13 protein-coding genes and 1 riboswitch are annotated in these 11,890 nt (G+C 62.6%); of the genes, 5 read left to right on the top strand and 8 right to left on the bottom strand.

The annotated features are described in order from the left end of the window. Positions 1 to 31: 31 nt before the first annotated feature. Entirely contained in the window at positions 32 to 502 is a 471-nt protein-coding gene (locus ACTZWY_RS09245) for a 6,7-dimethyl-8-ribityllumazine synthase (RefSeq protein ID WP_444790407.1), read from the bottom strand. Between the two features lie 68 nt (positions 503 to 570). After that, positions 571 to 703: riboswitch (FMN riboswitch) on the bottom strand. 52 nt (positions 704 to 755) lie between these two features. Beyond that, positions 756 to 1,466, bottom strand: coding sequence for a GntR family transcriptional regulator (locus tag ACTZWY_RS09240; RefSeq protein ID WP_444790406.1), 711 nt, complete (start codon positions 1,464 to 1,466; stop codon positions 756 to 758). 187 nt (positions 1,467 to 1,653) lie between these two features. On the opposite strand from ACTZWY_RS09240, the gene ACTZWY_RS09235 reads away from it, so the two are divergent. After that, the gene (locus ACTZWY_RS09235) at positions 1,654 to 2,400 is read left to right on the top strand and encodes an aspartate/glutamate racemase family protein (RefSeq protein ID WP_444790405.1); all 747 of its coding nucleotides are present in this window, start codon (positions 1,654 to 1,656) and stop codon (positions 2,398 to 2,400) included. Between the two features lie 238 nt (positions 2,401 to 2,638). Here the strand turns inward: ACTZWY_RS09235 and ACTZWY_RS09230 are convergent, their stop codons facing one another. The 5 genes from ACTZWY_RS09230 to ACTZWY_RS09210 all read right to left on the bottom strand — a co-directional run bounded on the left by ACTZWY_RS09230 (position 2,639) and on the right by ACTZWY_RS09210 (position 8,189). Further along, complete coding sequence (locus ACTZWY_RS09230) at positions 2,639 to 3,634, bottom strand: ABC transporter ATP-binding protein (protein WP_444790404.1); 996 nt, start codon at positions 3,632 to 3,634, stop codon at positions 2,639 to 2,641. Continuing rightward, positions 3,631 to 4,647 carry an ABC transporter ATP-binding protein gene (locus tag ACTZWY_RS09225; protein ID WP_444790403.1) on the bottom strand — a complete coding sequence of 339 codons (1,017 nt, stop codon included), beginning with the start codon at positions 4,645 to 4,647 and terminating at the stop codon, positions 3,631 to 3,633. Before ACTZWY_RS09225 ends, ACTZWY_RS09230 begins: the two co-directional genes overlap by 4 nt. After that, entirely contained in the window at positions 4,644 to 5,531 is an 888-nt protein-coding gene (locus ACTZWY_RS09220; RefSeq protein WP_444790402.1) for an ABC transporter permease, read from the bottom strand. Before ACTZWY_RS09220 ends, ACTZWY_RS09225 begins: the two co-directional genes overlap by 4 nt. Before the next feature lie 6 nt (positions 5,532 to 5,537). Then, the gene (locus tag ACTZWY_RS09215; RefSeq protein ID WP_444790401.1) at positions 5,538 to 6,488 is read right to left on the bottom strand and encodes an ABC transporter permease; all 951 of its coding nucleotides are present in this window, start codon (positions 6,486 to 6,488) and stop codon (positions 5,538 to 5,540) included. 72 nt (positions 6,489 to 6,560) lie between these two features. Continuing rightward, positions 6,561 to 8,189 (bottom strand): ABC transporter substrate-binding protein, encoded by a 1,629-nt coding sequence (locus ACTZWY_RS09210; RefSeq protein ID WP_444790400.1) that lies wholly within the window; start codon positions 8,187 to 8,189, stop codon positions 6,561 to 6,563. Positions 8,190 to 8,490: 301 nt separating this feature from the next. Between ACTZWY_RS09210 and ACTZWY_RS09205 the strand changes: the two genes are divergently transcribed. From ACTZWY_RS09205 to ACTZWY_RS09195, 3 genes are all read left to right on the top strand, one after another. Beyond that, positions 8,491 to 8,688 (top strand): CsbD family protein, encoded by a 198-nt coding sequence (locus ACTZWY_RS09205; RefSeq protein WP_444790399.1) that lies wholly within the window; start codon positions 8,491 to 8,493, stop codon positions 8,686 to 8,688. Positions 8,689 to 8,812: 124 nt separating this feature from the next. Then, the gene (locus tag ACTZWY_RS09200; RefSeq protein ID WP_444790398.1) at positions 8,813 to 9,214 is read left to right on the top strand and encodes a hypothetical protein; all 402 of its coding nucleotides are present in this window, start codon (positions 8,813 to 8,815) and stop codon (positions 9,212 to 9,214) included. Next, complete coding sequence (locus ACTZWY_RS09195; RefSeq protein ID WP_444790397.1) at positions 9,214 to 9,624, top strand: phage holin family protein; 411 nt, start codon at positions 9,214 to 9,216, stop codon at positions 9,622 to 9,624. Before ACTZWY_RS09200 ends, ACTZWY_RS09195 begins: the two co-directional genes overlap by 1 nt. Positions 9,625 to 9,756: 132 nt before the next feature. Here the strand turns inward: ACTZWY_RS09195 and ACTZWY_RS09190 are convergent, their stop codons facing one another. Then, on the bottom strand, positions 9,757 to 10,920 hold the full coding sequence (locus ACTZWY_RS09190; protein ID WP_444790396.1) for an AI-2E family transporter: 1,164 nt from the start codon (positions 10,918 to 10,920) through the stop codon (positions 9,757 to 9,759). A gap of 322 nt (positions 10,921 to 11,242) precedes the next feature. Here ACTZWY_RS09190 and ACTZWY_RS09185 point away from each other — a divergent pair, with 322 nt between their 5' ends. Continuing rightward, positions 11,243 to 11,524: a hypothetical protein gene (locus tag ACTZWY_RS09185; protein WP_444790395.1), complete on the top strand. Its 282-nt coding sequence runs from the start codon at positions 11,243 to 11,245 to the stop codon at positions 11,522 to 11,524. Positions 11,525 to 11,890: the final 366 nt, after the last annotated feature.

Below are 11,890 nucleotides of genomic sequence, written 5' to 3'. Positions count from 1 at the left end.
GTGACTGCCCCCCACCCTGCGCTGCGCGCCTTTACGCCGCCGCGCTAGCCACGCCCTGCGCAAGCCCGTCATAAAGCTGCGTCACCTGCAGCGCTGCGTCCGCCACCTCGCGGCCCTTTTTCACGAAATGGTCGTGGAAAAACCCTTCATGCTCCGCCGAGGGCTGGAAATGATGCGGCGTCAGCGACACGGACAAAACCGGCACGCCGGTTTTCAGCCCTGCCTCCATCAGGCCCGAAACAACGGCCTGCGCCACAAAATCATGGCGGTAAATGCCGCCATCCACCACCAGCGCCGCCGCCACAATGGCGTCATACTGGCCCGTAGCCGCCAGACGCTGCGCCAGAAGCGGCATTTCAAACGCGCCGGGCACATCGAAACACCGGGTTTCAGCCTTCACACCCAGTTCTGACAGCCGCGCGCGGAACCCCACAAGCGCCTGATCCACAATACCAGCATGCCAACGCGCCTTGATAAAAGCAAATTCAGGGGATTTTGTCATAGCTCCAGATCCTTTCAACATGACAGAATCCCAGAGCGTCAGGGCCGGGCGGGCCTGCGCCCGACCGTCCCCCTTCTCTCCCATCCGGACTATGACCGTCGGCCCCGGAATTTCACCGGATCTGCTGACCCTTCCACAAACGAAAGGCGCTCGCGGGCTGTGACCGCCGGTGGGGAATTTCACCCCGCCCTGAGAATGCCCTGTAGCTAGGGTCTGGCGCAGCGCTTGTCAATCACGCCACGCCCGGTGCGCCTCATTGCGCGGGCGCATCGCCCAACCCCAGCGCGGCGCGCAAATCAGCGGCAGGTGATTTCGCCTCGTGCAATTGCAGCGCCGCTTCCAGATGGTGCAAATGATGCTCCATCATATCGGCCGCACGCGCAGTGTCGCGCGCCTCTATGGCATTGACGATGGCTTCATGTTCGTCCGGGCCACAGGTCTGGGTGGATTCGGTCTGATACATGGCGGTGATCAGCGATGTTCTGGTCGTCAGCGTGCGCAAAATCTCGCCCAGAAAGCGCGCCTCTGTCAGCCGCGCAATCAGCAGGTGAAACTCCCCCGACAGGCGGATCACCGCTTCACTGTCCTGCCCGGCATGGGCCGCGCGTTCCCGCGCAATATGGTCGCGCAACGCGGCAATATCAGCTTGCGTGGCCCGCGCGCATAACCGTTCCACCAGCCGTTTTTCAATAAAGCCGCGCGTGTAGAAGGCATCGCGCGCCTCGGCCACACCGGGTTCGGCAATGCAGGCCCCGCGATTGGGCACCAGCGACACCAACCCGTCCTTTTCCAGCAATGCCAGCGCCTGACGCACCCGCGCGCGGCTGACACCAAAGGCTTCGGCCAGATCTTCTTCCTTCAGCCGCGCGCCGGGGCGCAGGCTACGCTGCACCACAGCCAGCCAGACCCGATCACAAATCAAGGTCACTGCGTCATTCTTCGATGCATCCGTCAGCCAAGGCATCCCAACCCCCTATCCTGCGCCCTGCTTACCGCCATACCCGCGAAAAGCAAAGCCGCTTCAACAGGCTGCGGTGACAACTGCGCAATATTGTCGACAATAAAATTGACAAAATCCGCAGAAACCAACACACTTGCAACAGGCCCGCCCCGCGCGGGCATGCGCGCGCCCCAAAGCAGAAAGATGGCCCTTGCAAGTCTTCGTATACAACCCCAATTCCAGCGCCGCCATGACCGCCCTGATTGCCCGACAGGCACGCGCTGCCGCCAGTGCCGGTGTCACCATCATGGCAGGCGGCGCCAGCGCCCCCGTCCCCCCCAGCATCGAAGGGCACCATGACGAAGCCATGGCCGTTCCCGCCATGCTCGACGCACTGCGCCGCGCCGAAGCCGCAGGTGCCCAGGCCCATGTCATCGCCTGTTTCGACGATCCCGGCCTTGGCGCCGCACGCGAAGTGGTGCGCGGCCCGGTCATCGGTATCGCACAGGCCGCAATGCAGGTCGCCAGCGTTCTGGCCAGCCGGTTTTCAATCGTCACCACCCTGCCCCGCTCGGTCCCCATCATCGAGGATATGGCCCAGCGCTATGGCATGGGCCACAACATGCGGCGGGTGCGCGCAGTCGATCTGCCCGTGCTCTCGCTGGAAGCGGACGGACCACATGCACAGGCCCTTCTGGAACGCGAAATCCTGCAGGCGCGTGACCATGACGGCGCGGAAGCCGTCATTCTGGGCTGCGCGGGCATGTCTGACATGTGCGCCACCCTCAGCGCAAAAACCGGCCTCACTGTGATAGACGGGGTCCATGCCGCCGTGCGCCTTGCAGAAGCCCTGGCAGGCGGGGGGTATCAAACCGCCAAAACCGGCGCATATGGCTGGCCGCGCGACAAATCGCACGACCTCACCCCGCTGGCGGCGCTGCGCGAACCCGCACAATAACCCCCCCCCGCCCGCAGCCACCACGGCCCAGAACGGCCCGCCCTGCGGCGTGCCACATCTGTTGCCCCCCTGCCTGACGCCGCGCCCAAACCGCGCGCCGGTCTTTCATCTTGCGAAAAATACTCTCGGGGGGTGCGGGGGGCAGACAGCCCCCCGCTGGCCAGCGGCCTGCGCAAAAACCAGTGCCAGCGGCGCGCAAGTCCCGCCCCGAACACCTGCTGCCCTACCGCGCAACGTGCTATTGCGCCGCTTGCATATCGCGCGTCTGCGCCAGCTTGCGGCAGCGCGCCTGATGGGTTGTGCCAATCTGCTGCATCTCGATCTGCCCCGCATGACAGGCCGTTTCGGCCAGAAAGCAGCGCGGCGCAAAGGGGCAGCCATCGGGCAGGTGCGCCAGATCCGGGGGCGCGCCGGGAATGGCTTCCAGCCGCGCGCCCTTGACCATCGCCCCGTCCGCGCGGCTTTTCAGCAGGCCCAGCGTATAGGGGTGGCGGGGGGTGCGGATCAGTTCACGCGCGCTGCCCTGTTCCACAATCTGGCCTGCATACATCACTGCAATCCGGTCGGCCACTTCCACTGCCGCGCCAATGTCATGGGTGACGAAAATAATCGACAGGCCCAGATCGCGCTGCAATTCGCGCAGCAGCAACAACACCTGAATTTGCACTGTGGCGTCCAGTGCTGTGGTGGGTTCATCGGCCAGCAGCAGTTTGGGCCTGCATGACAGCGCCAGCGCAATCATCGCGCGCTGGCGCATGCCGCCCGACATTTCATGCGGGTAATTGTCCAGCCGCGATCTGGCCGAGGGAATACGCACCCGCTCAAACAACTCCAGCGCGCGGGCGCGCGCGGCGTCGCGGCTTATGGGTTCGTGGCGGCGGATGGTTTCAACAATCTGATCGCCCAGCGAATACACAGGGTCCAGCGCCAGCAGCGGTTCCTGAAAGATCATGGCCGCCTGCGCCCCGCGCAGCGCCTGCAATTCGCGCGGGGTCATTTTCAGAATGTCGCGCCCGTCCAGGTCAATACTGCCTTGCAGTTTCGTGCGCTTTTCGGGGTTCAGCCGCATGATGGCGCGCATGGTCACGGATTTGCCCGACCCCGATTCCCCGATCAGCGCGACCGCTTCGCCCTGCGCAACATCCAGCGACACATCATTGACCGCGCGCACAGGCCGCGTGCCGCCGGTAAACGCAACCCCAAGGTTGCGGATCGAAAGGAACGGGGCGCTCATTGTGCGGCCTCCTGTCGGGATGGGGCGACATAGCCCGATGCGGGGTCATGCGCATGGCACGCCACCAGATGGCGCGCCGCGCGCTGCGTCAGGCTGGGCACTTTGTGCGCGCAGACATCGCCCACCACCGGACAGCGCGTGTGAAACCGGCAGCCCTGTGGCGGGTCAATCGGGTTGGGCGGGTCACCCGTCAGCGCGGGTTCCTGTGTGCGGTTGTCGGGGTCCATGGACGGCATGGACGACAACAGCGCGCGCGAATAGGGGTGCAGCGGCGTGTCATACAGCGCGTCCGCCGTGCCAATTTCGGCCACCTGCCCCAGATACATGACCATCACGCGGTCGGACACAAAGCGCACCACATTCAGATCATGGCTGATGAACACATAGGTCAGGCCGAATTCCGCCTTCAGGTCGGCCAGCAGGTTCAGCACCTGCGCTTCCACCGATTTGTCCAGCGCGGACACCGCTTCGTCCAGAATGATGACTTTGGGCCGCAGCGCCAGCGCGCGTGCAATATTGACGCGCTGGCGCTGGCCGCCCGACAATTCATGCGGATAGCGCCCCGCAAAGCGCGCAGGGTCCAGCCCCACGCGCGCCAACAGGTCATGCGTGCGCGCCAGTGCCTCCTGTGCCCGCGTGCCATGAACACGCGCGCCGAAGGCAATGTTGTCCTCAATGGTCAGGCGCGGGTTCAGCGACGAATAGCTGTCCTGAAACACCATCTGCACCTGACGGCGATACGCCTTCAGCGGCAATTCAGGGCTGCCCACCAGCTTGCCCTCAAAATACAGCGCGCCCTGGTCAGGGGCGATCAGCTGCATCAGCAAGCGCGCCGTGGTGGATTTGCCGCAGCCCGATTCGCCCACCACGCCCAGCGTTTCGCCGGCAAACACTTCCAGATCCACGCCATCCACGGCATGAACATTCTTTACCGTGCGGCCCAGAATACCCCCCTTGATGGGAAAGTATTTCTGCAAGCCGCGCACGGTCAAAATAGCGCCTTGGGTGGTCATTGGCGCACCTCCATCGCAGTGCGCAGCCCGTCCGACAACATGTTGAACGAAATTGACACCATGAAAATCATGGCACCCGGCAGCGCCGCAACCCATGGCTGCACATAAATGGCCGTGCGCAGCGTGTTCAGCATCAGCCCCCATTCAGGGTTGGGCGGGCGCACCCCAAGGCCAAGGAAGGACAGCCCCGAGGCCAGAATCATGCTGACCGCAATCAGCGAGGTCGCATAAACAAAGATCGGCCCCAGCACATTGCCCAGCACATGCACCCGCACAATCGTCAGCGCATCTGCGCCCGATGCGCGCGCCGCTTCAATGAAATCCGAACTGCGCAGCCGCGTGGTGACCGATTCCGCCACCCGCGCAATGGGCGGAATGAACACCACTGTCAGCGACAACAGCGCATTGCCCAACCCCGCCCCCAGCGCACCCGACAGCGCAACTGCCAGCAACACCGACGGGAACGCATAGAACACATCAATCGTGCGCATGATCAGCGTATTGGTCCAGCCGCCCGCATAGCCCGCGATAATGCCCACTGCCGACCCGATGATGAACGCCAGCACCACCGGCGTGACCCCCATCAGCAACGACAACCGCCCGCCCCAGATCAGCCGCGACAGCATATCGCGGCCCAACTCATCTGTGCCCAGCCAATGCCCGTCGGTGCCGATGGGTTTCAGACGGTTGGACAACCGCCCGTCCAGCGGGTCCAGCGGCGCGACAAGTGGCGCGAAAATGGCCGCCAGCAGGAAAATCAGCAGCACCGCCGCCGCGGCCATGGCCGTCTTGTCGCGCACCAGCCGCGCGCCCACATTCTGCCAATAGCCTGCACTGCGCACAGCCACAGCGGGGGGGGCTTGGGTCAAGGTCATGTCTGCCATGTCACGTTACCTTTTGATACGGGGGTCAAGCGCGCTTTGCAGCACATCCACAGCCAGGTTCAGCACCACGAAAAACAGCGCCAGAACCAGAATCGTGCCCTGCAACAGCGGCAAATCGCGCTGGAAAATGGCCGAATTCAGCAACATGCCCGTGCCGGGCCAGCTGAACACTGTTTCAATCAGGATGGACCCGCCCAGCAAATAGCCCAGCTGCACCCCCATGACGGCCAGCGCCGTGGGGGCCGCGTTCTTGACCACATGCAGGAAAACGCCCAGTTCCGACAACCCGCGCGCGCGCAACCCGATGACAAATTCCTGCGCCAGAATCTCGGCCACCAGCGCGCGCACTGTGCGCGCGATAATGCCCATGGGAATGACACTCATGGTCAGGGCGGGCAGCACCATGTAGCTTAAATGCTCCATGTCGAATTTCCACCCGCTGGACCCGCCGGGGCCAGCACCCGCCGCAGGCAACCAGCCCAACTGCGCCGAGAAGATGATCACCAGCACCATGCCCAGCCAGTAATGCGGCACCGAGACCCCGAACACCGCCGCCGCCGATGCGGCCTTGTCCAGTGGCGAATTGCTGAAATAGCCCGCCACGAAGCCGAAAAAACACCCCAGCACAAACCCTATGACTGTGGCGACAGCCGCCAGCATCAGCGTATTGGACACGGCGCGCATCACTTCCGTGGTCACGGGCCGCCCCGACGCGATAGAGGTGCCAAGATCGCCTTGCAGCGCACGCCCCAGCCACAGGATGAACTGTTCGGGATAGCTGCGGTCGAACCCATACAGCACCCGCAGCCGGTCTTGCAATTCAACCGACGCATCCGCCGGCAGGATGGAAATCAGCGGGTCGCCGGGCGAAATATGCACCAGCGCGAAACACACCACCGCAACCCCCAAAAGCACGGGCGCTGTATAGATGATGCGTTGCAGGGTATAGCCAAACATGGGCTGTCCTTTCGGGTGGCAGACAGGAACGGCACAGGCCCCGGCGCGAAACTCCGGGGCCTGTGATATCGCTTAGTTCATATCCATCGGCGCAATGTCGATGAACCAGCTTTTGGGTTGCACAACCCCCGTCACGCGGGCCGACATGGCGCGCGGGCCAGCGTCATGGGCCACCCACACGAAGGGCGCTTCTTCCACCAGCCGTTTGTGCAGCCGCCCCAGGGCCGCATCGCGGGCGTCATCTTCGAATGTGGTGCGGGCATCGGCAATCAGGGCGTCGAATTCATCATTGCCGAAATACCCCCAGTTATTGGACACTGGCGGGAAAGTGCCCGTTGAACTGAAGCGCACCATCGCAAAGAACGGGTCCATCGTGGCGAAGGTCACGTTGATGGCATGCGCGCCATTGGCGCTTTCATCCGTGGCCCCGCGCCGCCAGTTGGTGAACAGGGTGTTCCATTCGATGACATCCAGTTCCACATCGAAATAGCAATCGCGCAGCGCCTGTTGCAGGTATTCGTTCATCGGGATGGGTTGCATCTGCCCCGACCCGGAAGCCGATGTCTGCACCTTTACGCGCAGCGGGTTTTCCGCCGAAAAGCCCGCTTCGCTCATCAGGCGCTGTGCCTCATCCAGGTCATAGCGAATGTCGAATTCCGGGTTGCCCCACCATGGATGCGTCGGGTCAACTGTGCCCTTGGGAATGCCCATATAGCCGCCCAGCAGGATTTGCAGGTCTTCGCGGTCAAAGCACAGATTGGCCGCATGGCGCACGCGAATGTCCAGCCATGGGCTGTCTTCCGCGAAGGACAATTGCCACGGCCATACATGCGGTTGCGGGTTGGCATAGATGGTGAAACCACGCGCTTCAATCTGCGGAATGGCATCGGGCGCGGGCGCTTCGATCCAGTCCACCTGCCCCGACAGCAACGCGGCTGTGCGCGCATTCGCTTCGGGCAGCGGCACCAGCACCACGCCATCCAGTTTGGGCGTGCGGTCGGGGTTCCAGTAGTCGGTATTGGCCGCCAGTTCCAGCCGTTCGCGCGGCACAAACCCGGTCACACGGAACGGGCCGGACCCCGACGGATCAGCAGCAAAGGCCGCCCAAGCCGATTCCGCATCGCCGGTTTCGTCAAATTTCGCCTGCCAATGGCTGGGCGACGCCATGAACAGGTTGGTCAGGTTGATGGGCAAAAAGCTGTCGGGTTCCGACGTGGTCAGTTCCACAGTAAATTCGTCAATTGCCCGCGCCGAACGCAAGGTCGGCATGCGCGATGCGGTCACACCGACCTGACTTGCATCAAAATGCGGCGCGCTTTCGTCCAGAACCTTCTGGACGTTCCAGACCACCGCTTCGGCATTGAACGGGCTGCCATCATGGAAGCTGACATCATCGCGCAGAACGAAGGTCCATTTGGTGGTGTCGTCAGGGTCCACCGACCATTGCGTGGCCAGCGACGGAATGACAACTGACGCTTCGTCTTCCTTGCTCAGGTCCCATGCGGTCAGGCTGTCATAGATTGTCATGCCCGTGAAGCGGTTCCCCTCAAACCCCTGATCGGGTTGGCCAAGGGTGCGCGGAATATCTGCTGCCGTCATGCCGATGCGCAAGATCTTGTCTTGCGCGACCGCCATAACCGGGACGGACAGAACAGTGCTGGCAAGCAGGGCGGCGGTTAGGGTGCGTTTGGCGTGCGCCATGATATGATCTCCTGTTGGGCCGTTTTATGTGTCGACGGCGAAGGCGTCGGTTTGACTACAAAATTGTCGACAATCTGGAGATTGGGACCCTTCTTTTTTTCAGTCAAGTTTTTTCACAAACCTGTCGGCGCACAACGCGGTCCCCGCAAATGCGCCTAAAATTAGAACACGCACACAGACATGCGCCCAATAAACAGGCAATCACGCAACGCCACAGGGCGCAATCGCGCGAAGCGGGAACCCACCGGCGCGCACGGCGTTGGGTATCGTGACTAAAATTCAAACCACACAGGAGGACGTGATGAATTGGGATATTGTCGAAGGGAAATGGAAGCAGTTGACCGGCTCGGCCAAGGAAAACTGGGGCAAGCTGACCGATGATGACCTTGATCAGGCCGCAGGCAAGCGCGACAAGCTGGTGGGCAAGGTTCAGGAAAAATACGGCATCGCCCGCGATGAAGCCGAAAAGCAGGTCGACGCGTGGTCGTCCAAACTGTGACATCTGCCAAATTTTGACACCTGAAAGGGGGGCCGCCGCGCCCGCGCCCCGAACGGATGACCGACACCATGGCGAAGATGCACTGGCGCCGCGCCACACACACACACGAAAAAGGGGGTTTAGAATGTCACGACAACCCGTGTCAAAACTGAAACAGGACGGCAAGGAAACGGCCGCAAACGTCAAGGCCCATGCCGGGGCCGCCGCCGATGAAATTTCCGATCTGGCGGACCTGACCTATGAAGAACTCAAGGAACAACTCGCGCTGGTCAAATCCGATCTGGCCGAGCTGACAGAAGCCACAAAAAAAGCAGGCTACGCAAAAGCCCGCCAAGCCCGGTCCCGCGCCCGCCACAGCGGCAGGCGGGCTGTCAAAATGGCCGAGGACGGCTATGATTACGCCACTGACCAGCTGGACGAGGCGCTGGAAACTGCCGAAACCTTCGCCCGCGAACGCCCGGCCATGGCCATGGGCCTTGCCGCGGGTGCGGGGTTCTTGCTGGCGCTGGCCCTGTCGCGCCGCTGATGCTGCACAGGCTGCACCATATCAAACGTCAGGCCGGCTGGCATGGCGGCAATATCGCGCTGGCGCTTTGCGCCGGCGCAATGCTGGTTGTGGGGCTTGGCTTCATGGTGGCCGCACTGTGGATGTTGCTGGCGGTGCAGTTTTCATCGCTGGTGGCCACCTATGTGATGGGGCTGTTCTTTCTTGGGCTGTCGGGGGTTTTGCTGCTGATCAAACGCCTAAGGCGCCCGCCCCCTGTCCCGTCGCTGGACGCGGATTTGCGCGCCACTGCCGCGCGCGGGCAGGCTTATCAGCCAAAGGGGGAATTTCCCGCCTTGCTGGAAGCGTTCCTGTTCGGGGTGAACACCTATGTTCAGGTCCGCAATCGTAACCGCCGCCGCCCGCCACCGCCGCCCGACCGGGACGCTTGACCGGGACGCTTGACACTGGCCCCCGGGCGGGCATGCCCCCCCCAACCGCTGCGCCACAGGCTGGTGGCGCGGCGCTTTTTCATACCCGCTGACGCGCGGGTGTCATACGCGCGGGTGTCATACGCGCGGGTGTCATACGCGCGGGTGTGTGTCATCCGACAACAGGTTTGCAACCTTGGCCGCCCCCGGTATCTGTTCCAGAATGACCCGCGCCATCACCAGCATGGGGACTGCAATCAGCATTCCCATGAACGACCACATCCACGCCCAGAACGCCACCGACAAGAACACGATCACCCGGTTCATCGCCAGCCGCCGCGCCAGCAGATGCGGGGTGATCAACTGCCCCTCCAATGTGGTCAGCGTGACATAGGCAAGGGTTACCATCAGCACGCTTTGCAAATCATCAAACCACAAAAGCGCAATCATGCCAGTCAGCACAACCCCCGCCAGCGCCCCCAGATAGGGAATGAAATTCAACGTGAAGGCCAGCGCCGCAAACAGCAACGGCACCGGCATTCCCAACGCCCACATGGCCCCACCCACACAGACGCCCAGCCCCGCATTGATCAGCGTCACTGTGCCCAGATACCCGCCCAGATCACGTTCAATCTTGTAAAGCGTGTTGATGGCCACCCGTTTATCGGAAAACGTGCTGACGCTTTGCACGATTTTCAGGTAAATCAACTCGCTCGACGATAGCAGGAAAAACAGCAAGATCAGCATGAACACCACCTGCCCCGCCTTCGCAGGCGCTTCGGCCAGATAGGTCAACGCGCCGCTTGCGGTGCTGAGCATCACATCTGCATTGCTGCTATCCTCTGCCGAGGCAAGCGCGCGGTTCGCACTCTGGCGCAGGTCGGGGACAAAGCCGCGGTCACTGTCGCCCACCCCGTCCAACACGCTCATCACGGCCGCTTGCAACGATTGCAGGCGCGCGCTGATGTCGTGCAGAATATCGGGCAGGTTATCGGCAAGCTGCATGACAGGGCCACTAAGCAGCACAAAAACCGCCGCAATCCCCGCCAGCAGGCCCAGAACCAGCGCTGCGGCAACTGGCGTGGCAGGCAGCCCCACGGCCAGCAACCGCCGCTGCAGGGGCATGAACACGAAAAACAGCAACACAGCCGTGAAAACCGGCAACAGGAAACTGCCCGCATATTGCACTGCCCCCAACAGCAGAATGCAGAAAATACCTGTCACCATAACCGATATGCGCTGCGGGATTGCCGCAGGGCTGGCCGGGGCAGTGGCCCGAACGGGGCCTTGGCCCGGCCGGTTGGGTGACAGGGGCATGGGGGGCGGCCTTTCGGTTGGGGGATTGCACAGACGGGGCACCTTGAAAGGTAACGCAGACCCAAGGATGCGGTTCCCTGGCACATGCCCGGCCAGCGGGGATGCCGCGCTTTCAGGAATGCCCGTCTTTAGGAAATGCCAGCCTTGCGGGAATAATCTTTAGGAAATGCCAGTCTTGCGGGAATAAACGGAACCACCCCCCACGGCCATGCGTTGATGACCAACACCCCCAAGCGGCCGCGCAGGACCACACGCGCCCGCCGCAGCCGGACCCAAGGCACCGCGCCAGCAGGTCCGCAGGCCCAGAAAGGACCATAGAACCATGAGTGCACCTGACACCAATCCGAAGAAACAGGCCCGCCGCCATCGCGGCCCCTTGGTGGGCATGGCGATCGGGGTTATTCTTGCTGTGGCGTTTCTGGGGTGGTTGCTGGTCCGGACGCTGGTTGTCGAACCCGACCCCGCCGACCCCCCCGCGCAGGCCCCCGCAGGACAAACACAGTCCGAAACCGGCCTGCCCGCCGAGGGGGTTATAACAGGCCCCGCAAACCAGCCCGAAGACACCCCCCAGATTATTGACGAACCTGCCCCGCCGGCAGATTAACACCCCCGAACTGGCCCGGTGCCAAGTCCAATCCCAGGCAAGGCCCCTGTTGCGCGACAGGGGCCTTTGCGTCTGCGCCAGCGGCTGCAGTCGCTGCCTTCCAACAGCGCATTCCACGAACCAGCGCGACACACCGCGCCCGCGCCGCGTCCATGTCGCGCAAATCTTGCGCATAGGTCAGGAACCAACGGGCGCGCGGTGCGTTTTATCTATGTCCCTGTTGGGGTGTCAGGCCGTTATCATTGCCTGGTGCCCTCCAGTCCTGACTTGCCCATCTTGCGGCCATTGGCCTGCAGGATGGGTTTTTTTCCTTGGTAAGCCCCCCCCGCCTGAAGCAGATTGCGCAAAAGTGGAAACCGGTTTTGA

It is taken from the genome of Roseinatronobacter sp. NSM (genome assembly GCF_052379845.1).
GTDB lineage: Bacteria > Pseudomonadota > Alphaproteobacteria > Rhodobacterales > Rhodobacteraceae > Roseinatronobacter.
Note: the sequence above shows the minus strand (reverse complement) of the source record. Positions and strands in the feature narration are given on the sequence as shown.

Coding starts and splice junctions, on each gene's coding strand:
- ACTZWY_RS09245 (WP_444790407.1), bottom strand. CDS start 502: ATGACAAAATCCCCTGAATTTGCTTTTATCAAGGCGCGTTGGCATGCT.
- ACTZWY_RS09240 (WP_444790406.1), bottom strand. CDS start 1,466: ATGCCTTGGCTGACGGATGCATCGAAGAATGACGCAGTGACCTTGATT.
- ACTZWY_RS09230 (WP_444790404.1), bottom strand. CDS start 3,634: ATGAGCGCCCCGTTCCTTTCGATCCGCAACCTTGGGGTTGCGTTTACC.
- ACTZWY_RS09225 (WP_444790403.1), bottom strand. CDS start 4,647: ATGACCACCCAAGGCGCTATTTTGACCGTGCGCGGCTTGCAGAAATAC.
- ACTZWY_RS09220 (WP_444790402.1), bottom strand. CDS start 5,531: ATGGCAGACATGACCTTGACCCAAGCCCCCCCCGCTGTGGCTGTGCGC.
- ACTZWY_RS09215 (WP_444790401.1), bottom strand. CDS start 6,488: ATGTTTGGCTATACCCTGCAACGCATCATCTATACAGCGCCCGTGCTT.
- ACTZWY_RS09210 (WP_444790400.1), bottom strand. CDS start 8,189: ATGGCGCACGCCAAACGCACCCTAACCGCCGCCCTGCTTGCCAGCACT.
- ACTZWY_RS09205 (WP_444790399.1), top strand. CDS start 8,491: ATGAATTGGGATATTGTCGAAGGGAAATGGAAGCAGTTGACCGGCTCG.
- ACTZWY_RS09200 (WP_444790398.1), top strand. CDS start 8,813: ATGTCACGACAACCCGTGTCAAAACTGAAACAGGACGGCAAGGAAACG.
- ACTZWY_RS09195 (WP_444790397.1), top strand. CDS start 9,214: ATGCTGCACAGGCTGCACCATATCAAACGTCAGGCCGGCTGGCATGGC.
- ACTZWY_RS09190 (WP_444790396.1), bottom strand. CDS start 10,920: ATGCCCCTGTCACCCAACCGGCCGGGCCAAGGCCCCGTTCGGGCCACT.
- ACTZWY_RS09185 (WP_444790395.1), top strand. CDS start 11,243: ATGAGTGCACCTGACACCAATCCGAAGAAACAGGCCCGCCGCCATCGC.